The sequence below is a fragment of the Brooklawnia cerclae genome, from assembly GCF_011758645.1.
Lineage (GTDB): Bacteria > Actinomycetota > Actinomycetes > Propionibacteriales > Propionibacteriaceae > Brooklawnia > Brooklawnia cerclae.
Genome location: NZ_JAAMOZ010000001.1, coordinates 2,309,663 through 2,334,367 on the forward strand (window position 1 = coordinate 2,309,663; position 24,705 = coordinate 2,334,367).

Here is a 24,705-nt window from a genome sequence, read left to right on the forward strand (position 1 = left end):
CAACAATCTCGGTTCCCATTGCCCTCTTCACGCGCCGCCCTGGATCGCCGGGTGCGTTCTTGCCGACCGTTGTGCCAGAATAGTTCGGTTGCCGCACGCGCCCCCAATCGCGTCGGACATGCCCGGGTGGCGGAATGGTATACGCGGACGGCTCAAACCCGTCTGGCCGCAAGGCTGTAGGGGTTCGACTCCCCTCCCGGGCACGCGCGATTGAGGCGAGTGGAGAGCGAGTCTGCTCGCTCGGCCGAGCCAATTGAGTGCGTTGAGTGGTGCGCAGCACCGCGAGCACGCGCGATTGAGGCGAGTGGAGAGCGAGTCTGCTCGCTCGGCCGAGCCGATTGAGTGCGTTGAGTGGTGCGCAGCACCGCAAGCACGCGCGATCAGGCCCGCCTACTGCGCAGGCACTCACGGCCTCAAGAAGATCGGGGTTGATCGTCGGTCATACTCGACCCACGATCAACCCCGATAATCGGTACAGCCCGGGAATCAGTCGCCGTCCTGCGGGGTCGTCTCTTCCCACTCCCGCGGCTTGATGCGATGGATGCGCAACGTGTTCGTCTTGCCCGCCACACCGATCGGCGAACCGAACACACACACCACGTGGTCGTCGACCTTCACCATGCCGAGATCCTGCAGAGTCCGGTTGACCGCGGTCACCATCTCTTCGTGTGTGCGGAACTGGGGCGTCCTGAACACCTGCGCACCCCAGCACAGGGTGAGCCAGTTGGCCGTCTTCTCCTCGGGGGTGAACACGACCAGCGGCATCTCGCTGCGCAGCCGCGACATTCGCCGAGCGGTGTCGCCCGACTGGGTGAAGGCGACCATGTACTTGGCGCTCAGCTGTTGGGCCGCCATGGCGGCGGCCATCGCGATCACGCCACCGGTGGTGTGGGGGTCCCACTTGATCTTGCTGATCTCCTTGATGCCCTGCTTCTCGGTCGTCTCGACGATCCGGGCCATGGTCTGGACGGTCTCGACCGGATAAGCACCCACCGAGGTCTCGCCCGACAGCATCACGGCATCTGCACCGTCGAGGACGGCGTTGGCGACGTCGGAGGTCTCGGCGCGCGTCGGCCGGGGCGCGCTGATCATCGAATCGAGCATCTGGGTCGCGACGATGACCGGCTTGGCCCACTTACGCGCCTTGCGGATGATCTTCTTCTGGACGAGGGGAACGTCCTCGAGCGGAAGCTCGACGCCGAGGTCGCCGCGGGCGACCATGAAGCCGTCGAACGCGTCGATGATCTCGTCGAGGTTCGCCACGGCCTGCGGCTTCTCGATCTTCGCGATCACCGGCAGGTGCACGCCGATCTCGTCCATGATCTCGTGGACGCGGTCGACGTCGGAGGCGCGGCGCACGAACGACAGCGCGATCATGTCGAACTGGTTCCGCAGAGCCCAGCGCAGATCGTCCTCGTCCTTGTCGCTCAGCGCGGGCACGCTCACCGCGACGCCCGGCAGGTTGATGCCTTTGTGGTTGCTGACGGGCCCCGGGACGGTGACGCGGGTGATCACATCAGTGTCGGTGACCTCGACGGCCTCCAGGCCGATGCGGCCGTCGTCGATCAGGATCGTGTCACCCGGCTTCACGTCGTGGGGCAGTCCCTTGAACGTCGTGGACGCGCGGTGCGCGTCGCCGGCGACGTCGTCGATCGTGATGGTGAACGTCTGACCGTAGGTCAGGCTGACCTTGCCCTCCGCGAAATTGCCGAGGCGAATCTTGGGGCCCTGCAGGTCGGCCAGCAGCCCGACGGTCTTTCCGACGGCGGCCATGGCCGCGCGGGTCTCGTCCAGGCGCTTCTTGTGCTCGCTGTGGTCGCCGTGGGACATGTTGAACCGCGCGACGTCGAGCCCGGCGCGGATCAGTTCTTCCATTCGTTCCTGGGTGGAGGTGGCCGGGCCGAGGGTACACACAATCTTCGCTCTACGCACGCCCCAACCCTATCGGAGGATGCGCCGGTTGCTTGAATTGGCCGCCCATACGGACTCAGGTCTCGGCGCGCAGGACATCGAGCGCCCGGGCCAGATCGACCGGCGGCTCCGAGGTGAAACGCACATGTTCGCCGTTGTCGGGGTGAATGAACCCCAGTTCCGCGGCATGCAACCACTGCCGCTCCAGCCCCAGCCGCTCGGCCAGCACCGGATCGGCTCCGTAGAGAGGATCACCCACGCATGGATGCCCGATCGCGCTCAGATGGACGCGAATCTGGTGCGTCCGGCCGGTCTCCAGATGCACGCGGAGCAGGGTCGCGGCCCGCAGAACCTCGACGGTCTCGTAATGGGTGATGCTGGGGCGTCCTCCGGCGACCACCGCGAACTTCCAGTCGTGACCGGGATGGCGTCCAATCGGGGCGTCGATGGTGCCCTCGAACGGGTCGGGATGCCCCTGCGCGAGGGCGAGGTAGACCTTGTCGACCGTCCTGTCGCGGAATGCCTGCTTCAGGACGCTGTACGCGTGTTCGCTCTTCGCGACCACCATCAGCCCGGAGGTGCCCACGTCCAGGCGCTGGACGATGCCCTGCCGTTCCGCCGCGCCCGAGGTCGAGATCCGGAAACCCGCGGCCGCCAGGTGGCCGACGACATCGGGGCCGTCCCATCCCAGCGACGGATGTGCGGCCACTCCGGCAGGCTTGTCGACCACGACCAGGTCGGGATCGTCGTACACGATGCGCAGCCCGGCGACCTCTCGCGGGACGACCCGTGCCGTGCGCACCGGCTCGGAGGTGTCGACCTGCAGCAGATCGCCCCCGCTCACCCGGGTCGACGGACGGGTGATCGTCCGGCCCGCCAGTTGGACGCCACCTGCGTCGATGAGGTCGGCGATCCGCGACCGGGTCAGGCCGGTCATCCGCGCGGCGGCGACGTCCACCCGCTCGCCATCAAGCCCGTCGGGAACGAGCAGGACGGTCATCGGCGCCGCTCCGAAAGGACCGACCAGATGATGAACAGGCCGGCCGCGCTCGTGATGCACATGTCGGCCACGTTGAAGATCGCGAACCCGCGCAAGGCGATGAAGTCGACGACATGCCCGAGAAAGGGCCCTGGGGCCCGGAACAGCCGGTCGAACAGGTTGCCCGCGACCCCGGCCAGCAGCAACCCGGTGGCCACGGCCAGCAACCTGCCGCGTACGCGGGGTGCCACCAGCGTGCTGACGGCCACGAGCACACCCAGGGCCAGGCAGCTGAGCACGACCGTGAACTGAGTGCCCATGCTGAACGCGGCACCGGGGTTGAAGTGCAGTTGCAGGGTGAGGACGTCTCCCACGACCCGGACAGGCTCACCCGGGACGAGTTCCCCGAGCACCAGGTGCTTCGTCCACTGGTCGACGGCCAGGCCGGTCACCGCCAGCACTCCGACGATCACACGCGATATCCAGGCGGGCGGTGCCGTCGACGTCGCACCGTGCAGCACGCGCGGATGCTCCGCCGCAGCCTCCTCGACCTCACTGCCCGAGGAGGCGGGACCGGTTATCGGCACTCCCGACGACGGGCGGAATCGTGCACGGTCGTGGTCACCGCCGTTCCAGCCGCTGCTTGCACGACACACACATGGTCGCCCGGGGGAACGCCTCGAGGCGGACCTTGCCGATGGGGTTGCCGCAGTTCTCGCAGTACCCGTATGTGCCGAGTTCGAGCATCCGCAGCGCCTGCTCGGTCTGATCGAGCATGTTGCGGAGGTTGTTGTGCGAAGACAGTTCCTGGTCGCGTTCGAAGTTGGACGAACCGACGTCGGCCGGGTCGCGCCCGGCACCGTCGCTGCCCTCGTTCATCAGCTCGGCCAGGTCTTCCTCGGCTTCGCGGATCGACTCGCGCATGCGGTCGCGGTCGGCCTCCAACTCGGCCCTGACCTCGGCGACCTCCTCCGCGGTCCAGGGGTCCTCGCCGTCGAGCACCGGAAGCGCCGGCACCGGGGCCTGCGCGACAGAGGCCTTCTTGCTGGCCATCCTTCTCTCCCCTTGTTGCTGTGCGGGCAGCGTACACCCGTGCCCGAGATCCGCAAGCATAGAGCACCCGGCCAAGAATGTCTGCACTGACACCACCCGAATCCGCGGCCACGATCCGACCGCCGCCCGGACAGACCGCGTCCCCGCCACAAGCAGTGACGGGGACGCGATCACAGGTTCCGGTTACCCCAGTTCGCGGCGGCTCTCCTCGACCAGCGCATCGAGCCTGGGAGTGGACACGCGGACGTCACCGATGCCGTACATGGCGTCGATGTCCGGGCGATTCGCGGGCTGCAGGCTGGTCCTTCCCAGCTGTTCGACCTGCGACTGAAGGAAGCCGTTGAACGTGCGCCGGTAGTTCTCCTCGTAGTCGCGCAGCTGATTGACCAGGTCGGTGAGCTGATCGCGCTGGGTCTCCAGGCCGCTGAACAGCTCCGCGCGGCGCTGCCGCACCTCGGAGTCCAGCCGGTCCGCGCGGCTGCGGGCCTCGGCGAGAACGCGGTCGGCATTCTGCCGGCTCTCGTGGTCGAGCTGCTGTGCCCGGACGCGGGCCTCGGCCGTGAGGCGCTCGGCCTGTCCGCTGGCCTCGTCCACCCGGCGCTGAGCCTCGCCCTCGGCGTCCCCGATGAGGGTCTCGGCCTGCTGTGTGGCGAGTTCGACCAGGCGCACGACGGCCGGGCTGGCCTCGGCACTGGTGGTGACGACGATCTGGCGCACGCCGTCGTCCACGACACCGAGCTGCGAAGTGCTCTCGGCCGCTGTCGGGCCGACGATCGGGCGCGGCGCCCATTCGCGGCTCTGCTGGCCGCGCTGCTCGGCGGCCACACGAGCCTGCTCGGCCGCGGCGAGCTGCTGCTGCGTCTCGTTCAGGTGGGCGCGCATGCCCTCGAGCTGGCGATGCAGTTCCTCGTTCTCGGCCTGCAACTGCTGCCCGCCGGTCTTGGACAGGTCGCTGCTCGCCCGCAACTCGTCGAGTTGACGGCGGAGCTGGTTGGCCTCACCCGACAACCGCTCGTTGTCCTGGCGCAGTTGGTTGTTGGCGGTCTCGAGGGCCATCCTGGCCGACTGGAGCTGGCCCAGCTCATCACCCAGACGGGCGGTCTCGGCACGCGCGCCGTCGATCTGGCCACGCAGCGAGTTCACCTCGTCCTTGTTCGCAGCAGAGCCGGCGGTCTCGCCCTGTTGCGCACGCAGGTGCTCTATCTCATCCAAAAGCTGGGCATAGCTGACCTCCAGCTTGTCCATGAAATTGTCGACCGCGCTGGCCCGATAGCCGTCCTCGTTCGGCTTGCGCGCCATCGGGAAGCGGATATTGCGGACCTCATCGAGGGACAGAGTCATCTCGTTACTCCACATCAGCAGCTCATTTGCGACCCGGCCAACTTGGCCTGGAAGCGGCGGGCTGCAGTTCGCGGCCGCGTGCAACCCGCCACGTTCAGGTTACTCTAAGTTTTCCCTCACCCGCTGAAGCTGGTACCTCCGGGACCCGGAGATCAGAAGAAAACGGTGAGGACGACGCGCTGAAGCACGTAGACAGCGATGAAAACTGCCATAAAGGCCAGGTCGAGACTTACCCCACCCAACCTCAGCGGGGGGATGAACGACCGGAACGCCTTGATGGGGGGATCGGTGAGCGTGTACACGATCTCGAAGAGAGAGGCCACCAAGCCGTGAGGACGCCACTGCGGTGCGAGCAACGGCACCCAGCTGACGATCATGCGGGCTATGAGCAACCAGATGTAGACCTGCAGGAGCGTGTACAGGATCCACCCGATCGTCGCCATTCGAAGAACCTCAGCTTTGCAGTCGCGGAGCCGACTCCTCCATTGTGGCAGGCTAGCTCTGGTTGTAGAAACCGCCCTTGATGCGTTCCTTGTCCTCAGCGGTCACGTTCACGTTGTTGGGCGACAGCAGGAAGACTCTGCTCGTCACGCGCTCTATCGTGCCACGGAGACCAAATATCAGACCTGCGGCGAAATCGACCAGCCGCTTGGCGTCGGCGTCCTCCATGTCCGACAGGTTCATGATGACCGGGACGCCGTCACGGAAGTGCTCACCGATCGTCCGCGCCTCGTTGTAGTTGCGGGGATGCACGGTGATGATGCGGCTGAGATCGGCCCTCGCCGGCTCGGGCGCGGGAGCGGGTGTCTCGGCCACGCGTCGTTCGTGCTCGGGGGGACGACGGTTCAGTGGGGTCACGACCGATGCCTCCTGGTTGGAGGAGCGATAGATGGGCTCGCTGAACTGCTCGACGTCATCGCCGTATGCATCATCATGATCGTCGCTGACCAGTCCCAGCCACGCGGCTGCTCGCCGGATCACCTGCTGCGCCATCATGACACCTTTCGTGCTCGTCACCCCGGTCTCGCCCGAAACACTTCCGAGATTACAGTCCGGTGCCCCGGCTGCCCGGCAGCCCGCGCGCGACACGCCCCTATTCCACTCGGACGCCTCGTCACCGTGCCGGGCCCGCTGCGTGCCGCAGGCTCAGGGCAGGAGCCAGACCATGCCCATCTGACGCCCCGAACCCGGACCGTCCCCACGATGCGAGTACAGCGTCTCCGAGGTGAGGGTGCACGGGTCTACCCGGTGGACGACGACCCCCAGCCGTTCCAGCTGTGCCTGAGCACCCGCACCGAGGTCGATGCTCGGCGTGCCCCACGAGGTCCGTGCCCGGGTGGCGGGCAGGAGCGCTGCGGCGTCATCGGCCATCGTCCCGGGGACCTCGTAGCAGGAACCGCAGATGTGGGGCCCCACCCACGCCTGGAGCGCACGGGCGCCGTGGTCACCCATCGCCTTCACCACGGCGGGCAGCACGCCACCGAGCAGGCCGGCCCGGCCCGCGTGCGCCGCCCCCACGACCCCGGCACGCTCGTCCGCGAGGACGACGGGAACGCAGTCGGCCACCCGGATCATCAAGGCCAGTCCCCTGGTGGTCGTGACAACCGCATCGGCGACCGGCAGGTGGGACGCGCCGGGTGCCGCCGATCCGATCCAGGCGTCACCGTCCCAGTCGCGGCCGTCCACGTCCGCGTCGTGCACCGCCCATCCGTGCACCTGATCGACGCTGACGACCGGTCCGATGCCGGTGGTCTCACGGACCCGGGCCATGTTGACCCGCAGATGATCGAGGTCGTCGAGGTCACTTCGACCGAGGTTGAGCGATCCGAGAGCGCCGGACGACACCCCGCCCTCCCGATCGGTGAAAGCGACACCGACCCCCCTGGGGCCGGTGGGCTCGATCAGAGTGCTGAACATGGACGCGGGCGGCCGACCGGGCCGCTCACTTCATGAAATCGGGGACGTCGAGGTCGTCGTCATCATCAGGGGCCGGTGGCAACGAGGTGTGCGTGGGTTCGTCGGCCCCCTCGTCCAGCGACTGCTGAGCGAAGCGCCGCTGGTCCGGCTGCTCGGAGACCGGCGCTGGATGGGGCGCTGGGGCGGCAGGACGCACGGTCGGGCGCGCGGAGACCTGGGACGCGGGACGCGGGGTCACGGGACGGGCCTCACGGGACTCGGGCGGACGCACCTGCCTGGTCTCGGGAACGCGGGGCTTGGGTGTGGGCTGCCCGCCGTCGAACCCCGCCGCGATGACCGTGACCCGGACCTCGTCGCCGAGCGCGTCGTCGATCACCGTGCCGAAGATGATGTTCGCCTCCTCGTGGGCGGCCTCCTCGATCAGGTTCGCGGCCTCGCTGACCTCGAACAGACCAAGATCGGAGCCACCGGCGATCGACAGCAGCACACCGCGGGCACCGTCGATGCTCGCCTCGAGCAGCGGGCTGCTGATCGCCTGCTGCGCGGCCTCCCGCGCACGATCCTCACCGCGGGCGGACCCGATACCCATGAGGGCCGAGCCCGCGTTGCTCATGACCGACTTCACGTCGGCGAAGTCGAGGTTGATCAGGCCGGGCGTGGTGATCAGGTCCGTGATGCCCGAGACGCCCTGCATGAGCACCTGATCAGCCTGCTTGAAGGCGTCCAGGATGGCGACCCGGTGATCGGTCATCTCCAGCAGCTTGTCGTTCGGGATGACGATCAGGGTGTCGACCTCGTCGGCCAGGTTCGTGATGCCGTTCTCCGCCTGACCCGCTCGCCGGCGTCCCTCGAAGGAGAACGGCCGGGTCACCACGCCGATCGTCAGGGCACCCAGCGAACGCGCGATCTTCGCGACGACCGGGGCTCCGCCGGTGCCCGTGCCACCGCCCTCACCCGCGGTGACGAAGACCATGTCGGCGCCCTTCAGCGTCTCCTCGATCTCGTCCGAGTGGTCCTCGGCCGCCTGGCGGCCCTTCTCCGGGTCGGCGCCCGCGCCGAGACCGCGGGTGAGCTCACGGCCGATATCGAGCTTCACGTCGGCATCGCTCATGAGCAGTGCCTGTGCATCGGTGTTGATCGCGATGAACTCGACGCCCTTCAGACCGGACTCGATCATCCGGTTGACCGCATTGACACCGCCACCGCCGACACCAACGACCTTGATGACTGCCAAGTAGTTCTGCGATGCGCTGGCCACCAGTCCGCCCCATTCCTTGCCGGTGCGCCCGGGATAGCCCGCACCGTATGCGTGTGTTCGTATTCAGCTTTCGCGCACTCGATATCCGCGTCTGAACGCGGCCGCCCGCTTGTCCCCATTGTGCCCGCTGCAAGTCCCGAAGCCCGGTTATGAATGAGGAATCGGCGCGCCACGAACACTTCGGCCACACGCACGCATACCCGACGGAATGCGCTGCGACACCCCTTCCGCGCCTGCAAGACGCTACCCGCGGCCCCCACAAGGTGTCCACCGCAACCCAGGAACCGCCGACAGAGCCTCAAGTTGAGGTCGAGGCTTTTCGGGTTCCGAGCCCCCGCACGACTACCGAATCGCCGGGTGGCTTGGCACCGAAACATCGATAACGGTGGCCTCCATGCCCATCAGCGTAGGAAGCAGCGCCGCTTTCTCCGACGATTTGTCGGCATTTCCCCAGACGATTTGCCGACCGTCGGCGAGGAACACGACGATATGGTCGATCGTATCGGCCTCGACATGATCGGTGCCCGCCGCCACGTCCGCGGGCAGCGCCCCCACCACCGTGGCCACGTCGCCCAGCATCGACGGATCGTCGCCGGTGGTCGTGGCGATGATGCCCGCAACCCGCTCGGGGCTGGTGTTGAACACCCGCCCGTCCGTGTCCACCCACTGGTACACGCCGTCGGCCACCCGCTGGAAGACCAGCGTGCGCTCGGTGACCGCGATGGACACCGTGTTCGGCCACGAGCGGGTGACCTTCACGTCCGCGACGGCGACGAGGCTCAGGACGCGTTGCCGGATCGCCTCCACGTCGAGCCGTGCCATCGGGACGCCCATCGGCACCTGGGCCGTGTCGAGCACCTCCTGCGTCGAGGTGATCTCGTTGCCCTCCACGCTCACCTCCCGCGTCTCGAGCACGTGCGAGAAGCCGATGAGCCACCCGAGCGCCACCGCGAACGCCACGGCCACCGCGATCCATGCCACCAGGCGGGCCTGCGCTCTGCGCCGCTGCTTGCGCCGCAGGCCCAGTCGGTGCGTGAGGTCGGTTCTCGTCCCGGACGGGCCGGGCGAGGTCGGTGTGGCCGACGACATCAAGCCGGCGATCTGTCGGCCAGGAGACGAGCGAGCATCGGGCCGACGAGCGTGACGTCCCCGGCACCCAGCGTCATCACCAGGTCGCCGGGACGCACGAGGGTGGCCAGTGCCGCAGGCAGGTCGTTCTTGTCGGGCACGTAGTGAACCTCGGTGCCGGGCTCAGCGTGACGCTCGGCGGCGTCCGCGACCAATGCGCCTGTGACCCCGGGAACAGGATCCTCCCGGGAGCCGTAGATATCGGTGACGACCGCCACATCGGCCAGGCACAGGGCGGAACCGAACTCCTCCGAGAACTCCTGCGTCCGGCTGTAGAGGTGCGGCTGGAAACACGCGACGAGTCGTCCCGTGCCCCGCGCCCGCAGTGCCGCACCCAGGGCGGCCCTCAACTCGGTCGGATGGTGCGCGTAGTCGTCGTAGATCCGCACCGGCCGGTCCGGCTCGGTCGCGAGGGCGACCTGGCCGACCAGCTGGAACCGGCGCAGGGTTCCGGTGAAGGACGCGAGGCTCGCGAGCAACACCTCGGGGTCCAGATCGAGGATGCGTCCCACGCCGAAGGCCGCCGCCGCGTTCGCGAGGTTGTAGCGTCCGGGCACCTGCAGGTGCAGGCGCCATGTGTCGGTTCCCAGACGCAGCGTGGCCCGCCCGTGGGTTCCCTCAAGATCGAGGTCGGTGAGACGCAGGTCGGCGTCCTCGGCCTCGCCGTACGTCAGGACGCGCACACCCTCACGGCTCTGCAGCGCCTCCGCCAAGCGGCGAGCGCCGGGTTCGTCCGCGTTGATGACCACCGATTTCACCCCGGGCCCCGTCGCGAAGTCGCGGAAACCGGCCGCGTAGTGCTGTGGAGTACCCCAGTTGTCCAGGTGGTCGGGCTCGACGCTGGTGACCACCGCGATCTCGGTGGGGTACTGCAGGAAGCTCCCGTCGGACTCGTCGGCCTCCACCACGAACACGCGGCCCTCGCCCCGGTGCGAGCTGTGTCCTGTGCTGGCCAGCGGCGAGCCGATGACGAAGGACGGATCGACGCCCGCGGCCGCCAGCATCACCGACAGCATCGCGCTGGTCGTGGTCTTGCCGTGGGTGCCTGCCACCGACACCACACACCTGTCGATCATGAGGGCCGCGAGGGCCGCGCTGCGATGCCAGATCCGCAGCCCCCGCTCGTGCGCGGCGGCGATCTCCGGGTTGTCGAGACGGATCGCCGAGGACACCACCACCGTCTCGACCCCGTCCAGGTGCCCCGGATCGTGTCCGACCGCCGTGGCGATCCCCTCGGACGCCAACCGGCGCAGGGTCGGCGAGTCGCTGCGATCGCATCCGCCGACCCGCACGCCGACCGCGTGATAGAACTCGGCGATCCCGCTCATGCCTGCCCCGCCGATGCCGATGAAGTGAACCGATCCCACCTGGTCCGCCGGGATCACCTCTACCGTGTGGCGCAGCGTCATAGCGTTCCTCCTCGCCTGTCCTTGCCATCCGCGGCGCCGAGCACAGCCGCCGCGACGCGTTCCGCGGCTCCGGGGCGCATGAGCCGCTGAGCGGCCTGCCCCATCTCACGCAGCCGTTCCGGGTCGTTCGCCCGCTCGACGATCTCGGCCACGAGCCGATCGGCGGTGAGGTCGGCGTCGGCGACGAGCACCGCCGCACCGGCTTCCACGAGGGGTGCGGCGTTGAGCGCCTGCTCGCCGTTGCCGATGGGCAGTGGAACGAGGATCGTCGGCAGCCCCACGACCGCGGTCTCGACGACCGTGCCCGCGCCCGACCTCGCGACCATGAGATCGGCGGCCGCGTAGGCGTCCTCCATGTGGTCGACATAGGCGACCGGACGATAGCGCGCGCCCGTCGCTTCGTCGGTGATGTCGGTCAAGCCGTCGTGGTAGTTCTTCGGTCCCCAGACGTGCAGCACCTGGACGCCTGCGGCCAGCAGTCGGTCGGCGGCGTCGACGGTCGCGTTGTTCAGGCTCCGGGCGCCCTGGGAGCCGCCGCTGACCAGCACCACCGGCAGATCGGGATCCAGGCCGAACTGCTCCCTGGCGGAGCGGGAGCGCTTCTGGCGGCCCTCGCTCGCCAGCGTCGCGATCGCGCTGCGCACCGGCAGCCCGACGAACGTCCCACCCCGCAGCGTCGAGTTCGGGAAGGACGTGAGGACGGCGACGGCGAACCGCGCCGCCACCTTGTTGGCCAGGCCGGGGAGCACGTTCTGCTCGTGGATGACCACGGGAACGTGCAGGGCGCGCGCCGCGAGATAGACCGGCATCGCGGCGTAGCCCCCGAACCCGACGACGACGTCGGCATCGGTCTCGGTGAGTATCCGGCGCGCCGCCCGGACCGCGCCGCGCAACCGGAACGGCACCTTCAGCAGGTCCGGGGTGAGTTTGCGGGGAAGGGGAACCGCGGGCACCAGTTCGAGGCGCAGCCCCGCCTCCGGGACGACCCGGGTCTCAAGGCCGCGCGGGGTGCCCACGCACGTGATGGACACACCCGGATCGGCGGCGCTGAGGGCCTCGGCCGTCGCAATGAGCGGTGAGGTGTGCCCCGCAGTCCCTCCCCCGGCCAGCACGACACTCACCATCTGTGCGCTCCCGATCCTCTCCGTGCACCAGGGCGCGCGCTACCGGCGCCCACTATTTCCGCCGTCAAGTCTGTCATGCCCGTCCCCAGCCACCGCCGGACCCCTCGAACGGGGTGGAGGACCACCGGGAAGTGGTGCCGGATCCTCACTCGGACGGGCCCCTCGGAACATCGACCACGCTGGTCATGCGGGGCTGGCGGGACTGCCGACCACCCGCCAGCAGCTTGGCGGCCTCCGGCTCCTGTCTGGCAGCGCTCAGCATGACACCCACAGCGAGAAGGTTCGCCAGCAGCGCCGAACCGCCCTGGCTGATGAACGGCAGGGGCACACCCACGACGGGCAGCATCCGCATGACGACGAAGATGTTGACCATCGCCTGGATGACGATCCAGGCAGTCATCCCGGCCGTCGCGTAACGCAGGAACATGCTGGACGAGCGCGCGGCGATCCGCAGGCCCGCGAAGCCCAGGACGAAGAAGAGGAGCAACACGGTCAGCGCGCCGAAAAGGCCCATCTCCTCACCGAGCACCGCAAACACGTAGTCGGTCTGAGCGCCGTTGTACAGACCGCCCCACTTCTGCCGGGATCGGCCGAGTCCCTCACCCCACCAGCCCCCGGAGGCCAGCGCGTAGATCGCGTTCGTCGGCTGGTCGGACGCGGCCTCGCTGCGACCGAGGAAGCTGAAGATGCGGCTCATCCGCTCGGGGTCGGTGACGACCATCGCGGCGACCACCGCCGCCACAGCCAGACCCAGCAGGATCATGACCCGGAACGGTGCCCCCACGAACCACAGCATGGCGAACATGATCATGCCGATGATCAGGGCGGTGCCCAGGTCGTGCTGCATCGCGACGAGGCCCTCGACGATCCCGAAACCGATGAGGAACGGGAAGAGGAGCCGCTTCGGCTCCGACAGGGTCTTCGTCCGGTTCGCGAGCACGGAGGCCGACCACAGGACGAGCGACACCTTAGCGAACTCCGACGGCTGGATGGTGCCGATCGGCCCCAGGCTCAGCCAGGCCCTGTTGCCGTACTCCTCGACGCCCATACCGGTGAACACGAGGGCGAGCAGGATGATGCTGCCGATCATGCCGAGCCATCCCAGCACCGCCAGCACCGTCGCGTGACGCCGTGACAGCCACCACACCGCGGGCAGGCCGATCAGAAGGAAGACGACCTGCCGCACGAGGTAGTAGTAGGAGTCGCCGCTGTAGTTGATGGCCGACCACACCGAGGACGCGGACAGCACCATCAGCACGCCCAGTCCCGCGAGAAGCGCGGTCGACACCAGCACGAGGTAGTAGTCGGACAGCGGATGCGACAGGGCACGAGCTATCGTCCCCTCACCGCCGGCACCGAACCGGGACAGCCCGGTGTCGAGCAGACTGCGGCGACGGGACGTCCGGCGCGGACGCCGGATGTCGGAGACACTCACGTTCATCCCTCCTTCCGCTGTACCGCCTTCACGGCCGCAGCGAAGTCGTCGCCCCGCGCGTCGTAGCCGGTCCACATGTCCCTGCTCGCGCTGCCGGGTGCGAGGAGCACCGTGTCGCCCGGTCGCGCGAACCTGGCCGCGGCTTCCACCGCCTCGGCCATGGCTCCAGTGTCAGGCCGGTCGATGACGACCACGGGCACCTGGGGCGCGTGTCGCGCGAGTGCCTCGGCGATCACCGCACGGTCGACACCCAGCAGCACGGCGGCCCGGAGCCGCCCCGCATGGGTCGTGACCAGGTCGTCGAACGTCGTCCCCTTGGTCTGGCCACCCGCGATCCACACGATCGAGTCGAAGGCGCGCATGGACGCGTTCGCGGCGTGAGGATTGGTGGCCTTGGAGTCGTCCACCCACCTCACTCCCCCGGTCTGCGCGACGGTCTGGATTCGATGGCCACCGAGATGAAGGGTGCGCAGCCCGGCCGCGACAGCCCCCGCCGGGACGCCGAAGCTGCGTGCCAGTGCCGCTGCGGCAAGCGCATTCTCGATGTTGTGCGGCGCGTTCGGTTGTACATCGGACACGCTGGCGAGCGGAAGAGCCGAGTCCCTGCGCTGCGGGACGAAGGCCCGGTCGACCAGCAGGTCGTCGACCACCCCCAGCATGCTGACCGCCGGGATCTCCAGGGTGAACCCGATGGCCCGGGCACCCTCGACCACCTCGGCCTCCTCGACCATGTGCTCGGTCTGGGGCTCGGCGACGTTGTAGACGCACGAATGCCGCACCATGTGGTAGATCCGCGCCTTGTCGTCCCGGTAGCCGCGCATCGCCTCGTCCGCTCCGCCCAGCCACGGCCCGTACCACTCCAGGTGATCGGGGTGCAGGTTGAGGACGGCGGCCGAGTGCAACTCGATCGAACTGGTCCAGTGCAACTGGAAGCTCGACAGCTCGACAGCGAAGACGTCATAGGGCACATCGTCGTTGAGCGCCTCGATGATCGGGCGTCCGATGTTGCCGACCGCCGCCGAGCGCAGGCCCGCGGCCCGCAGCATCGAGTCCAGCATCTGCGTGGTGGTGGTCTTCCCGTTCGTCCCGGTGACCCCCAGCCACGGGACGACCCGGTCGGGGTGCATGAGGCGCCATGCGAGCTCCACGTCGCCCCAAATGGGCACACCCCGGGCCGCGGCCTGTGCCAGGAGGGTGTTGTCGGGACGCCAACCCGGGGAGGTGATCACCAGATCGGCGTCTGCGGGCAGCTGGGCGCTCGCCCCGGGGCCGAGCCGCACCCTGCCGTCCAGGTGCTCCAGCAGAGTGCCCTTGTCACGGTTCAGGTCGTTCTCGGCGTCATCGAGGACGAGGACGTCGGCGCCGAGCTCGAGCAGCGCGTCCGCCGCCGTGAAGCCGGATGTGCCCAGGCCGGCGACCACGACGCGCGCCCGCTGCCAGGGCGAGCGACGGTCGGCCGTCGTGAGCCAGTCGAGTTGGTTGGTCATGAGGGACCTCCCGGAAGCATCGGAGTACGAGGACCACGCGGCCTACTGGCCGAGGACCCACTGGGCGTAGAAGAGCGACAGACCCGTCACCACAGCGGCTCCGCAGACGATCCACAGCCTGATGACGACGGTGACCTCGTCCCAGCCCAGAAGCTCGAAGTGGTGGTGGAGAGGGGCCATCTTGAACACGCGCTTGCCGTGGGTGAGCTTGAAGTAGCTCACCTGGATCATCACGGAAGCGGTCTCGACCACGAAGAGCAGCCCGAGGACGACGAGCAGTATCTCCGTGCGGGTGAAGATCGCGAGCCCACCGACGACCGCGCCCAACGACAGCGAGCCTGTGTCACCGAGGAAGATCTTCGCGGGCTTCGCGTTCCACCACAGGAAACCGAAACAGGCGGCCGCCAGCGAGGCCGCCACCACCGACAGGTCCCACGGGTCGCGCACCGCGTAGCACATCGGCCCCGCCGTCGACCCGGGGCGGCACCACTGGTTGCGCTGCCAGATCGAGATCAGCGTGTACGCGGCGAACACCATGCACAACGAGCCGGTCGCCAGGCCGTCGAGCCCGTCGGTGAGGTTCACCGCGTTGGAGGAGGCGATGATCAGGAAGGTCATCCACACCACCGCCAGCACGACGGGCAGCCGCAGCCAGTCGATGTCGCGGGTGAACGAGATGGATCGTGACGCCGGCGTCTCGCCGTAGGGGTTCGGCATCGCCAGCGATGCCGCCGCGAACGCCAGGCCGATGAGGATCTGGCCGATGAGCTTGCCGCGGCTGGTCAACCCCAGGGAACGCTGATTGCTGATCTTCGTCCAGTCGTCGGCGAAGCCGAGCAGTCCGGTGGCCACCAGCAACGCGAGCAGGAGCAGCCCCGAATAGGAAGGTGTGTCCCACATGATCAGGTGCGCGAGCCCGTAGGCCACCACCACCGCGGCGATGATCACCGCCCCGCCCATCGTGGGGGTACCCCGCTTGGACTTGTGTGTGGTCGGCCCGTCGTCGCGGACGAACTGGCCGTAGCCCCGGCGCACCAGGAAACCGATGAACAGCCGAGTGCCGATGAGTGTGGTCACAAGGGCCAGCACGCCAGCAGCGATGATCAGCTTCACCGCGACTCCTCCCCAGCGATCAACCGGTCGGCCACCGCGTCGAGCCGAAGCCCACGGCTGGCCTTCACCAGAACGACATCTCCGGGCAGCAACTCTAATGTGCTGATGGCGTTGTCGGCCGAACATACGTCGGCCCGCGTGCCGCCGGCCACGGCACCCGCCGCGATGTCGGCGGCGAAATCGCCGATGGCGATCACCCGGTCGATGCCGAGTTCGGCGGCCAGCGACCCCATCGACCGGTGCAGCTGCGGCGCGGAGGGGCCGAGTTCCAGCATGTCGCCCAGCACGGCGATCGTGCGTCCGGGATGCGCGCCCGCCCGACCGCGGCGCCGCCGCCCGATCACCGCCAGCGCGCGGAGCGCGGCCGCCATCGAGTCGGGGTTCGCGTTGTAGGCGTCGTTGATGACGGCTCGGCCGTCGGCCAGCTCGTGCAGTTCCATCCGCATGGGCGAGCGGCGCCCCGCACCTGACAGGCCCTGGGCAACCCTGGTGAGGGGGACGCCCGCCGCGACAGCCGCGGCCGCGGCCGCGGCCGCGTTCGCAACCTGGTGTTCACCGATCACCTGGAGCCGTACCCGAGCCGATTCCGTCCGGCCGTCGGAGGTGGTGGCGGACAGCTCGAAACCGAAACGATCGAGATCGTCCGGGACGAGGCCACTGGCGCGCACGACGAGGTCGGCCCGGGGGTGGGAGCCGTCGGTGGTCGTGAACCGCGCGATGCGAGCCGTCGTCCGGGACGACATGGCGTCCACGAGCGGATCATCGGCGTTGAGCACCGCCCAGCCATCAGGGCCCAGTGCCTCGACCATCTCCCCCTTGGCCTCGGCGATGGCCTCGCGGCTGCCGAACTGCCCCAGGTGGGCGGTGCCGATGTTCACGACGATGCCCACGTCGGGCCGCACGATCGAGCACAGATGTGCCACGTCGCCCTTCGCCCGGGCGCCCATCTCGCTCAGGAGATACTTCGTGGTGGCATCGACCTTGCACGCGGTCAGCGGGGTGCCGAGCTCGTTGTTGAACGAGCCGACCGGGCTGACCGTGGGCCCCTGCTCGTCCAGCACCTGGGCGAGCAGGTCCTTGGTGCTCGTCTTGCCCGAACTGCCCGTGATGCCGAAGGCCACCAGGCCGTTCGCCCGCGCCTCGGCCACCAGCGACCGCGCCAGGCTGGTCAGACCCGCCAGGGGATCACCCACGACCAACTGGGGCAGGCTCACCCCGGCGACCTCGCGTCCGACCAGGGCAGCGGCCGCGCCGCGACCGGCGGCGTCGGCCACGTAGTCGTGCCCGTCGACCTTTTCCCCGGGCAGAGCGACGAACAGCGCCCCGGACGTCGTCGCGCGGCTGTCGTGGACGACATCGGGCCCGACGACCACTCCGCGATCGCCGACGATGCGCACCTCCGTCCCACCGGCCTCTACGAGGTCGGCCAGCCCGGCAATCGTGCGCGTGTTCATCCTTGTCCTCCCATGGTTGTCGCCGAGTTCGCCTGCCCGGCGCTCACTGCGGCGCCTCCTGGGGGTCGTGCAGCGCCCGCCATTGCTCGGCGGCGACGGCGACGTCGTCGAACTCGATCGTCTCGTCGGCAAGCTGCTGGGTGCGCTCGTGGCCCTTCCCGAGGATGGCGACGCAGTCACCCGGCCGGGCCAACCGGAGCGCCTCCCGGATCGCCGACCGTCTGTCGCCGCCGTCGATCGCCTCCACCGAGGCGAGCCTGCTCCCGGGCTCAGCGTCCTCGATCGTCTCCCGGGCGCCCGCCAGCACCATCTGCCGGATGGACGCCGGATCCTCCGATCTGGGGTTGTCGTCGGTCACGACGACGACGTCGGCGCCGAGCACCGCCGCCCGCCCCATCGGCGCCCGTTTCTCCGCGTCCCGGTCGCCACCGGCGCCCAGCACCGCGATGAGGCGGCCGAGCCCCAGGGCGTCGGGGTGGTTGAGCGCCTCCAGTGCCGAGGCGACGGCCTGCGGTGTGTGCGCGAAGTCGACGTAGACGCGCGGGGCGCAGCATCCACCCAGCACCACCGGCTGCATCCGCCCCGGGATGACCGCGGTCGCCAGCCCGGGCAGCGCGGCCTCGGGATCGACCCCCGCCTCTATGAGCAGGGCCAGGGCGCAAGCAGCATTCCGCACGTTGTACTCGCCGGGCAACGCGATGCGGGCCGCCGTGCTGATCCCGTCGTGCACCAGGTCGAACTCCGCACCCAGACCGGACGGGCGCCAACCGGCGATGCGGTAGTCGGCGTCCTCACCGAATCCGACCGTCCGCACCTGCAACCCGAGCCTGTGGGCCTGCTCGACCAGCCGGCGTCCGGCGGGATCGTCCGCGTTGATCACCGCACGCCGGGCACGCTCGGGAGTGAACAGCCGGGCTTTGGCCTCGAAGTAGGACTCCATCGTGTGATGGAAGTCGAGATGGTCACGCCCCAGGTTCGTGAACCCGACCACGTCGAACTCGACCCCGTCCACCCGGTGCAGCGCGAGCGCGTGCGAACTGACCTCCATGGCCATCGCGTCGGCGCCCGCCTCGGCCATGACGGCCAGCGTCGCCTGCAGGTCGGGGGCCTCGGGGGTGGTGACGGTCGTCCTGGTCGCCTGGAGGGGCGCCCCGTCCACGTAGAAGCCGAGGGTGCCGATGCTGCCGACGTGCCGTCCGACGGCTCGCAGGGCAGCCGCGAGCATGAGGACGGTGGTCGACTTGCCGTTCGTCCCGGTGACCCCGAAGCAGGTCATGGAACGGGTCGGCCGGCCGTAGCAGCGCGCGGAGACCTCGGCCATCACCTCGCGCGGCTGGTCCACGACGGCCACGGACAGGCCCGCGGCACGTGCGGGAGCCTCACCGTCCTCGTCCGTGAGCACCGCCACGGCGCCTTCCCCCGCAGCCGTGGCGGCGAACTCCGCACCGTGATGATGGGCGCCCGGCAGAGCCACGTAGAGGTCGCCGGGCACGACGACCCGGGAGTCGAGGGTCACCCCCGACACGAGGACGTCGTCACCCGACAGCCGGGCCCCGAGCCCGGAGAGCAGGGCGGACAACGACTGCGCGGTCACATGGCGTGGACGCAGGACGGCTCTTGGATCGACGATCCCGGCTTGATGCCCCATACTCCCCGTGTCGCTCCGCTCGGATGCCTCGGGCTCGGTGTTCTCGCTCGTCACGGCTGATATGTCAAGGGGTCGGTGTACTCGGGGACGCTGCTGGACGGCGCGATACCGTACCGCGGAAGCGCCTGCATCATGATCTCGCGGGCAGAGGGGAAAGCCACCACGCCACCGTAGTACCCATTCGTCGGTTCGTCGATTACGACGTAGACCAGCAACTGGGGATCGTCGGCCGGGGCGACCGCGACGTACGAGCCGGTGTAGCCCCCGTCGTAGTTGCCGTACTCGCCCGCCTTCTGGGCCGTTCCGGACTTGCCGGCCATCCGATACCCGGGAATCGTCGTCGAGTCAGCGGTGGTCATCTCGGGGGACGCGACGCTCGCCTCCATCATGTTGACGATCGCCTCCGACGCCTCGGCGCTGATGACCCGGCGGGCCTCCGAGTGCTCGACCGTGATCTGGTCGCCCGACGAGGTGACCGCGGACGAGACGATGGTGGGCGCGTGGTAGACCCCGCCGTTGACGACGGCTGCGAGTGCGGCCGCCTCCTGTACGGCGGTCACCGACAGGCCCTGACCGAAGGCGATCTGATCGCGGGTGTAGTCGGCCATGTCGGCGTCCGGCAGGATGCCCAGCGACCCCTCGGTCTCGCCCGGGAGCTCGATGCCGGTGGAGTTGCCGAGCCCGAAGGACGACAGGTAGTCGACCATGGTCTGCTTGTCCATCTGGCGTGCCAGCTCGACCGTGCCGATGTTGGACGACTGCGCCAGCACACCCCGGGCGGTCAGGTACAAGGTGCCGTGCGTCCACGCGTCGCTGATGGCCCGGTCACCCGACGAGATCTGGCTGGGTACCTCCACGGGGGTGTCGGGGGTGATGAGCCCGGCGTCCAGCAGGGCGGCCATGGTGAGCACCTTCTGTACCGAACCCGGCTCGTAGGCGTCGGTGACCGCGCGGTTGCCCAGGTCGTCCGCGCTCGCGTCGCTGACGTCGTTGGAGTCGAACGTCGGGACGTTGGCCATGGCCAGTATCTCGCCGGTGTCCACGGCCATCACGATCGCTGTGCCGCTCTTGGCCTGCGCGTCCGCGACGGCGTTGGTCAACTCGTTCTGCACCATCCACTGCAGTTCGGAGTCGATGGTCAGCGTGTAGGTCGCCCCGTCCACCGGCTCGACGAGCGTGGTGTCGCCGAGCGGGATCGTCCCGTACCGGGACGTCTGATAGGTCTGCGTCCCGTCGACGCCACGCAGGTTCTCGTCCTGGCTGTACTCCAGGCCGCCCGCACCGTCGCCCTCCGAGTTGACGAACCCGACGACGTTCGAGGCCAGCGTCCCGTTCGGGTAGTACCGGACGGGGTCGACCTGCGCGTAGATGCCGTACCAGCCCGCGTCCTCCAATTCGGCGGACAGTTGCTGGTAGACCGCCGCGGACACCTTGCGGGCGAGCACCTCGTACTGGTTGGCGGTGCCGTCGTCGTTGTGAGAGGCCTCCAGCTTCGGCAGGTAGTCGGACTTGCTGCCACCGAGGTAGCGCACGAGGATGGCCGCGATCGCGTCCGGGGCCTGCGCGGCCGCCACCCGGTCGTCGTCGTCCATCGTGCTCGTGTCCTGCGTGCCGTTGGTGGCGATCGACCAGGGGTCGGCGATGACCATGAACGCGGGCTGGGTCTCGGCCAGCACCTCCCCGTTGCGGTCGAGGATCAGGCCGCGATCGGCCTCCAGCGTCTGGGTACGGGTCAGCGCCTCCGCCGCGGCCTGCGCGTTCGCGTCCGCATCGATGCCCTGGAGCAGCACGGCCCGGCCCGACGCGATGCTCACGACGAACGCCATGAAGATGAAGAAGACCGTGATCCGCCGCTCGCTGGAGGCGATCGGCAGGCCACGGCGGCGCACGGTGCCCCGCCCGCCCCGCACATGGCTGGACGAGGAGGACCGGTGGGAGTTCCGGGAGGTCGCCATCATCCCTGCCCTTCGTCCGGTGGACTCGACGCCGTGGTGTCCGTCCCGGATGCCGCCGCGTCCCCGCCGGCCGTGTCGTCGACGGCGGGCAACACCGACACCACCGGGGTCTCCGGCACAACGACCGGATCCATGCCGGTCAGCTCGTCGCCCTCCACGGGCGTGGGATCACCGGTCACCTGACCGTCCGGCATCTGGATGAAGGCAGGGTTCGGATTCGGGCGCATGCCGAGCTCCCAGGCGCTCTGGGCGAGCCGCGAACTCGACCGCAGATCCTGCACCTGGGCCGCCAGCGCGGCCTCTTGATACCGCAGATCGGCCTCCTGGCTCTGCAGATCGCTCAACTCGCTGGATTGCGCCTGGATGGTGGTCGACAGCAGCAGGACGCCGATCATCCCGCTGCCGAGCAACAGGGCGACGATGAGTACGAACGGCAGGCGTGCGATGGGCTGCCTGCTGGTGCTCACCGCGCGCAGCGTCGTGCGGGCCGGCCTCGGTTCGGGGACGCCGACAGGGGCCTGAAGTGCGCTCATCGGTGCTCCTCGGGTGTCGGTACGGTGCCGGGCCGGATCCTCCGGACGGCGCGCAGCCGCGCGGACGCCGCCCTCGGGTTGGACGCGACCTCGGTGGGATGCGGCTTCTCCGCTCCCTTGGTGAGGGACGCGAACCGCGCCTTGAGATCATCGGGAACCACGGGCAGCCGTGGCGGGGCGGCATCGGAGATCGCGACCGCGAACGTCTGCTTGACCATCCGGTCCTCGAGCGAGTGGTACGCGAGCACGGCCATCCGGCCGCCGACCGACAGCCGGTCGAGGGCCGCGGGCAGCAGGCCTGCCAGCGCGTCCAGCTCGCCGTTCACCTCGATGCGGAGGGCCTGGAAGGTGCGCTTGGCCGGGTGCCCGCCGCTGTGACGGACGGCGGCCGGCAGGGCCTGGTCGATGGTCTCCACCAGACGGGCCGACCGTTCGAACGGCTCGCGCTCGCGCTGCGTCACGATCGCCCGGGCGATCCGCACCGCGTTCGGCTCCTCGCCGTAGGCGCGCAGGACGCGCACGAGGTCACCTTTGGAATAGGTGTTGAGCACGTCGGCGGCCGTGCGTCCCGACCGGACGTCCATGCGCATGTCGAGCGGGGCGTCCACCGCGTAGGCGAAGCCGCGCTCCCGTCGATCGATCTGCAGGCTGGACAGCCCGAGATCGGCGAGCACGGCCTGCACCTGCCGCACGCCCAGGTCGTCCAGCACGTCGTCGATCTCGTCGAACCGCGCGCGGACGAGGTCGAATCGCCCGGCGAACCGGCGTGACAGGGTCTGTTCGGCGACGGCGAGCGCGTCGGCGTCACGGTCGATGCCCACGAGCCGGGCCTGCGGGTTCGCGGCGAGGACGGCGGAGGCGTGCCCGGCCATGCCGAGGGTGCAGTCGACCACTACCGCGCCCGGGGCCTCGAGCGCCGGGGTGAGGATCTCGACGATGCGCTCACGCATCACCGGGATGTGCAGGGAGGTGCCGGAGGCGTCGGCGGCGAATGCGGGGAGCGCGCGCGACGAGCCCCGGGCGTCCTCGACGCACCGCGGACGCCCTGTCTGCCGATAGGTGCCCATCGTCCCCCCTTCCGCTGGGTCACACTCATGCCGCTGTGCCGACTGGTCCCAACCCGGACCCACCAGGGGCGAAGCCCCCGTGCGGGAAGATGCCACCTGGCACCGGGGAAGGTGTGCCAGGGAGCTGTGGGCCCGGGTTGAAGCCGGACGGCGCAGCGGCGAGGTCTCGCGAACCGCTGGGGACACGTCCCGATCAGGCGATCGGGAAGATGTCCTCGTTCAGTTCGGCGAAGGCCTCCTCCTGTGCCGTGGAGTAGTCCTCCCATGTCTGCGGGTTCCACACCTCGACCCGGTTGATGGCACCCACGACGACGATCTGGCTCTCCAGCCCCGCATATGCACGGAGCGCAGGCGGGATGTTGACCCGGCCCTGCTTGTCAGGAACCTCATCGCTGGCCGAGGCCGCCAGCATGCGCTGGAAGTCGCGGACCTGCTTGACCGTTGTCGGCGCGGACGCCACCTGCTGGGTCATGGCGACGAACGTGGCCATCGGGTAGATCGCCAGGCAGCGGTCCTGCCCCCTGGTCATGACCAACCCCTCGCCAAGATCGTCCCGGAACTTCGCAGGGAGGAAGAACCGACCCTTCTCGTCGAGCTTGGGCGTGTGAGTGCCGAGGAACACCGGCACCACCCCCTCACTCCTCTCGAAAGGTCATGTCCTCCACTTGTCGCCACTTTACTCCACATCCCTCCACTTCAAGCCCATAACGACAGCGATTCGGCACGTTTTCAACGAACCGGACGAGTCGGCGCGGCGTGTCCGATCAGGAATCGCCTGAACCGCGGGTTGAGGGTTTGTCCCCGGGAGGGTTCGGGACGACGCGCCCGCGTTCCGCCCCCGCCGGGGTTATGGAGCGTCGATAGGATGAGGAGGCACTTACCGGACGGCCGATGGATGGGGGCCCAATCTCGTGGATGCCCAGCGACGCATGCCCGACCGGCTCGACCTCGACCTGGTGACCAGGACGACGCGAGCCATGCAGGCCGCGATCGGCCGTGTGATCGAGGGCAAACAGGAGCAGATCGACCTGGCCGTCCTCGTGCTGCTCGCCGGCGGCCACCTGCTCGTCGAGGACGTCCCGGGCGTCGGCAAGACGATGCTGGCCAAGGCACTCGGCCGCTCGATCGACTGCACTGTCCGCCGGATCCAGTTCACGCCCGATCTGCTGCCCTCCGACATCACCGGCGTGTCGGTGTTCAACCAGGAGACGCACGACTTCGAGTTCAAGCCCGGCGGGGTGTTCGCCAACATCGTCGTCGGTGACGAGATCAACCGTGCCTCACCCAAGACCCAGTCGGCGCTGCTGGAGGCCATGGAGGAGCGCCAGGTGAGCGTCGACGGCGTCACCCACCATCTGGAGCCCCCGTTCATGGTCGTGGCCACCCAGAACCCCATCGAGATGGAGGGCACCTATCCCCTGCCCGAGGCTCAGCGCGACCGGTTCATGGCACGCATCGAGATGGGCTACCCCACCCGCGGGGCGGAGCTGGAGATGCTCGACTCGCACGGCACCCAGAACCCGCTGTCCAGCCTTCGTCCGGTCACCAACGGGGCGACGATCGTGCACGTCGCCCAGAGCCTGCGCGACGTCTACGTGTCGGCCGCAGTGAAGGAGTACATCGTCGACATCGTCGCAGCGACCCGCGACCACCCCGACCTCAAGCTCGGCGCCTCACCCCGTGCCGGCCTGCAGTTGTTGCGGGCCGTGCGCGTCCACGCCGCGATGCAGGGCCGTGACTACGTGATACCCGATGACGTCCAGGCCCTGCAGGGGCCGGTGCTGGCCCACCGGGTGCTGCTCACCTCGCAGGCGCGCATGGCCGGACGCCGCGCCGGAGACGTCGTCACCGCGGCATCGAAGACGGTCGCGGTTCCGACGGGGCGGTGACGCG

At 69.0% G+C, this 24,705-nt stretch carries 21 protein-coding genes, 1 tRNA gene and 1 pseudogene; 2 read left to right on the top strand and 21 right to left on the bottom strand.

The features are described from left to right. Positions 1–120 precede the first annotated feature (120 nt). Positions 121–203 (top strand) — tRNA-Leu (locus FB473_RS10750). A gap of 283 nt (positions 204–486) precedes the next feature. On the opposite strand, the gene pyk is transcribed toward FB473_RS10750, so the two are convergent. From pyk to mraZ, 21 genes and pseudogenes are all read right to left on the bottom strand, one after another. Then, positions 487–1,875, bottom strand: a complete 1,389-nt coding sequence (pyk, locus tag FB473_RS10755) for a pyruvate kinase (protein ID WP_243863536.1) — start codon at positions 1,873–1,875, stop codon at positions 487–489. A 112-nt stretch (positions 1,876–1,987) separates the two neighbouring features. Further along, on the bottom strand, positions 1,988–2,911 hold the full coding sequence (locus tag FB473_RS10760) for an RluA family pseudouridine synthase (protein ID WP_167167330.1): 924 nt from the start codon (positions 2,909–2,911) through the stop codon (positions 1,988–1,990). Further along, the gene (lspA, locus tag FB473_RS10765; RefSeq protein WP_341770096.1) at positions 2,908–3,477 is read right to left on the bottom strand and encodes a signal peptidase II; all 570 of its coding nucleotides are present in this window, start codon (positions 3,475–3,477) and stop codon (positions 2,908–2,910) included. Before lspA ends, FB473_RS10760 begins: the two co-directional genes overlap by 4 nt. Positions 3,478–3,511: 34 nt before the next feature. Beyond that, on the bottom strand, positions 3,512–3,943 hold the full coding sequence (locus tag FB473_RS10770; protein ID WP_167167333.1) for a TraR/DksA family transcriptional regulator: 432 nt from the start codon (positions 3,941–3,943) through the stop codon (positions 3,512–3,514). 183 nt (positions 3,944–4,126) lie between these two features. After that, entirely contained in the window at positions 4,127–5,284 is a 1,158-nt protein-coding gene (locus FB473_RS10775; protein ID WP_167167335.1) for a DivIVA domain-containing protein, read from the bottom strand. A gap of 152 nt (positions 5,285–5,436) precedes the next feature. After that, the gene (locus FB473_RS10780; protein ID WP_167167338.1) at positions 5,437–5,727 is read right to left on the bottom strand and encodes a YggT family protein; all 291 of its coding nucleotides are present in this window, start codon (positions 5,725–5,727) and stop codon (positions 5,437–5,439) included. Positions 5,728–5,779: 52 nt separating this feature from the next. Next, entirely contained in the window at positions 5,780–6,280 is a 501-nt protein-coding gene (locus FB473_RS10785) for a cell division protein SepF (protein ID WP_376837251.1), read from the bottom strand. A gap of 150 nt (positions 6,281–6,430) precedes the next feature. Continuing rightward, positions 6,431–7,201 (bottom strand): purine nucleoside phosphorylase YfiH/LACC1 family protein, encoded by a 771-nt coding sequence (locus tag FB473_RS10790; RefSeq protein WP_167167341.1) that lies wholly within the window; start codon positions 7,199–7,201, stop codon positions 6,431–6,433. A gap of 307 nt (positions 7,202–7,508) precedes the next feature. Next, a pseudogene (ftsZ, locus tag FB473_RS10795) lies at positions 7,509–8,459 on the bottom strand (cell division protein FtsZ); the annotation flags it as partial. 342 nt (positions 8,460–8,801) lie between these two features. After that, positions 8,802–9,548: a cell division protein FtsQ/DivIB gene (locus FB473_RS10800; protein ID WP_167167347.1), complete on the bottom strand. Its 747-nt coding sequence runs from the start codon at positions 9,546–9,548 to the stop codon at positions 8,802–8,804. Continuing rightward, positions 9,548–10,996 (bottom strand): UDP-N-acetylmuramate--L-alanine ligase, encoded by a 1,449-nt coding sequence (murC, locus tag FB473_RS10805; RefSeq protein ID WP_167167350.1) that lies wholly within the window; start codon positions 10,994–10,996, stop codon positions 9,548–9,550. The genes FB473_RS10800 and murC overlap by 1 nt, the downstream gene beginning before the upstream one ends. Then, the gene (gene murG / locus FB473_RS10810; RefSeq protein ID WP_167167353.1) at positions 10,993–12,120 is read right to left on the bottom strand and encodes an undecaprenyldiphospho-muramoylpentapeptide beta-N-acetylglucosaminyltransferase; all 1,128 of its coding nucleotides are present in this window, start codon (positions 12,118–12,120) and stop codon (positions 10,993–10,995) included. The genes murC and murG overlap by 4 nt, the downstream gene beginning before the upstream one ends. Before the next feature lie 145 nt (positions 12,121–12,265). Then, positions 12,266–13,555 carry a peptidoglycan glycosyltransferase FtsW gene (locus FB473_RS10815; RefSeq protein WP_341770097.1) on the bottom strand — a complete coding sequence of 430 codons (1,290 nt, stop codon included), beginning with the start codon at positions 13,553–13,555 and terminating at the stop codon, positions 12,266–12,268. Between the two features lie 2 nt (positions 13,556–13,557). After that, positions 13,558–15,042, bottom strand: a complete 1,485-nt coding sequence (gene murD, locus FB473_RS10820; protein WP_167167356.1) for a UDP-N-acetylmuramoyl-L-alanine--D-glutamate ligase — start codon at positions 15,040–15,042, stop codon at positions 13,558–13,560. A gap of 42 nt (positions 15,043–15,084) precedes the next feature. Further along, positions 15,085–16,155 (bottom strand): phospho-N-acetylmuramoyl-pentapeptide-transferase, encoded by a 1,071-nt coding sequence (gene mraY, locus FB473_RS10825; RefSeq protein WP_167167359.1) that lies wholly within the window; start codon positions 16,153–16,155, stop codon positions 15,085–15,087. Continuing rightward, entirely contained in the window at positions 16,152–17,609 is a 1,458-nt protein-coding gene (locus tag FB473_RS10830) for a UDP-N-acetylmuramoyl-tripeptide--D-alanyl-D-alanine ligase (protein WP_167167362.1), read from the bottom strand. Before FB473_RS10830 ends, mraY begins: the two co-directional genes overlap by 4 nt. Before the next feature lie 43 nt (positions 17,610–17,652). Further along, the gene (locus tag FB473_RS10835) at positions 17,653–19,257 is read right to left on the bottom strand and encodes a UDP-N-acetylmuramoyl-L-alanyl-D-glutamate--2,6-diaminopimelate ligase (RefSeq protein ID WP_167169486.1); all 1,605 of its coding nucleotides are present in this window, start codon (positions 19,255–19,257) and stop codon (positions 17,653–17,655) included. Between the two features lie 50 nt (positions 19,258–19,307). After that, entirely contained in the window at positions 19,308–21,125 is a 1,818-nt protein-coding gene (locus tag FB473_RS10840; RefSeq protein ID WP_167169489.1) for a penicillin-binding transpeptidase domain-containing protein, read from the bottom strand. Positions 21,126–21,211: 86 nt separating this feature from the next. After that, positions 21,212–21,745 carry a cell division protein FtsL gene (gene ftsL, locus FB473_RS10845; RefSeq protein ID WP_167167366.1) on the bottom strand — a complete coding sequence of 178 codons (534 nt, stop codon included), beginning with the start codon at positions 21,743–21,745 and terminating at the stop codon, positions 21,212–21,214. Next, a complete protein-coding gene (gene rsmH, locus FB473_RS10850) occupies positions 21,742–22,812 on the bottom strand; it encodes a 16S rRNA (cytosine(1402)-N(4))-methyltransferase RsmH (protein ID WP_167167369.1) in 1,071 nt (356 codons plus the stop codon). The genes ftsL and rsmH overlap by 4 nt, the downstream gene beginning before the upstream one ends. A gap of 193 nt (positions 22,813–23,005) precedes the next feature. Then, positions 23,006–23,434: a division/cell wall cluster transcriptional repressor MraZ gene (gene mraZ, locus FB473_RS10855; protein WP_167169492.1), complete on the bottom strand. Its 429-nt coding sequence runs from the start codon at positions 23,432–23,434 to the stop codon at positions 23,006–23,008. A 334-nt stretch (positions 23,435–23,768) separates the two neighbouring features. Between mraZ and FB473_RS10860 the strand changes: the two genes are divergently transcribed. Next, complete coding sequence (locus tag FB473_RS10860; protein WP_341770139.1) at positions 23,769–24,701, top strand: AAA family ATPase; 933 nt, start codon at positions 23,769–23,771, stop codon at positions 24,699–24,701. The last annotated feature ends 4 nt before the right edge of the window (positions 24,702–24,705 follow it).

Coding starts and splice junctions, on each gene's coding strand:
- pyk (WP_243863536.1), bottom strand. CDS start 1,875: ATGGAAGAACTGATCCGCGCCGGGCTCGACGTCGCGCGGTTCAACATG.
- FB473_RS10760 (WP_167167330.1), bottom strand. CDS start 2,911: ATGACCGTCCTGCTCGTTCCCGACGGGCTTGATGGCGAGCGGGTGGAC.
- FB473_RS10770 (WP_167167333.1), bottom strand. CDS start 3,943: ATGGCCAGCAAGAAGGCCTCTGTCGCGCAGGCCCCGGTGCCGGCGCTT.
- FB473_RS10775 (WP_167167335.1), bottom strand. CDS start 5,284: ATGACTCTGTCCCTCGATGAGGTCCGCAATATCCGCTTCCCGATGGCG.
- FB473_RS10780 (WP_167167338.1), bottom strand. CDS start 5,727: ATGGCGACGATCGGGTGGATCCTGTACACGCTCCTGCAGGTCTACATC.
- FB473_RS10785 (WP_376837251.1), bottom strand. CDS start 6,280: ATGATGGCGCAGCAGGTGATCCGGCGAGCAGCCGCGTGGCTGGGACTG.
- FB473_RS10790 (WP_167167341.1), bottom strand. CDS start 7,201: ATGTTCAGCACTCTGATCGAGCCCACCGGCCCCAGGGGGGTCGGTGTC.
- FB473_RS10800 (WP_167167347.1), bottom strand. CDS start 9,548: ATGTCGTCGGCCACACCGACCTCGCCCGGCCCGTCCGGGACGAGAACC.
- murC (WP_167167350.1), bottom strand. CDS start 10,996: ATGACGCTGCGCCACACGGTAGAGGTGATCCCGGCGGACCAGGTGGGA.
- murG (WP_167167353.1), bottom strand. CDS start 12,120: ATGGTGAGTGTCGTGCTGGCCGGGGGAGGGACTGCGGGGCACACCTCA.
- murD (WP_167167356.1), bottom strand. CDS start 15,042: ATGACCAACCAACTCGACTGGCTCACGACGGCCGACCGTCGCTCGCCC.
- FB473_RS10830 (WP_167167362.1), bottom strand. CDS start 17,609: ATGAACACGCGCACGATTGCCGGGCTGGCCGACCTCGTAGAGGCCGGT.
- FB473_RS10835 (WP_167169486.1), bottom strand. CDS start 19,257: ATGGGGCATCAAGCCGGGATCGTCGATCCAAGAGCCGTCCTGCGTCCA.
- ftsL (WP_167167366.1), bottom strand. CDS start 21,745: ATGAGCGCACTTCAGGCCCCTGTCGGCGTCCCCGAACCGAGGCCGGCC.
- rsmH (WP_167167369.1), bottom strand. CDS start 22,812: ATGGGCACCTATCGGCAGACAGGGCGTCCGCGGTGCGTCGAGGACGCC.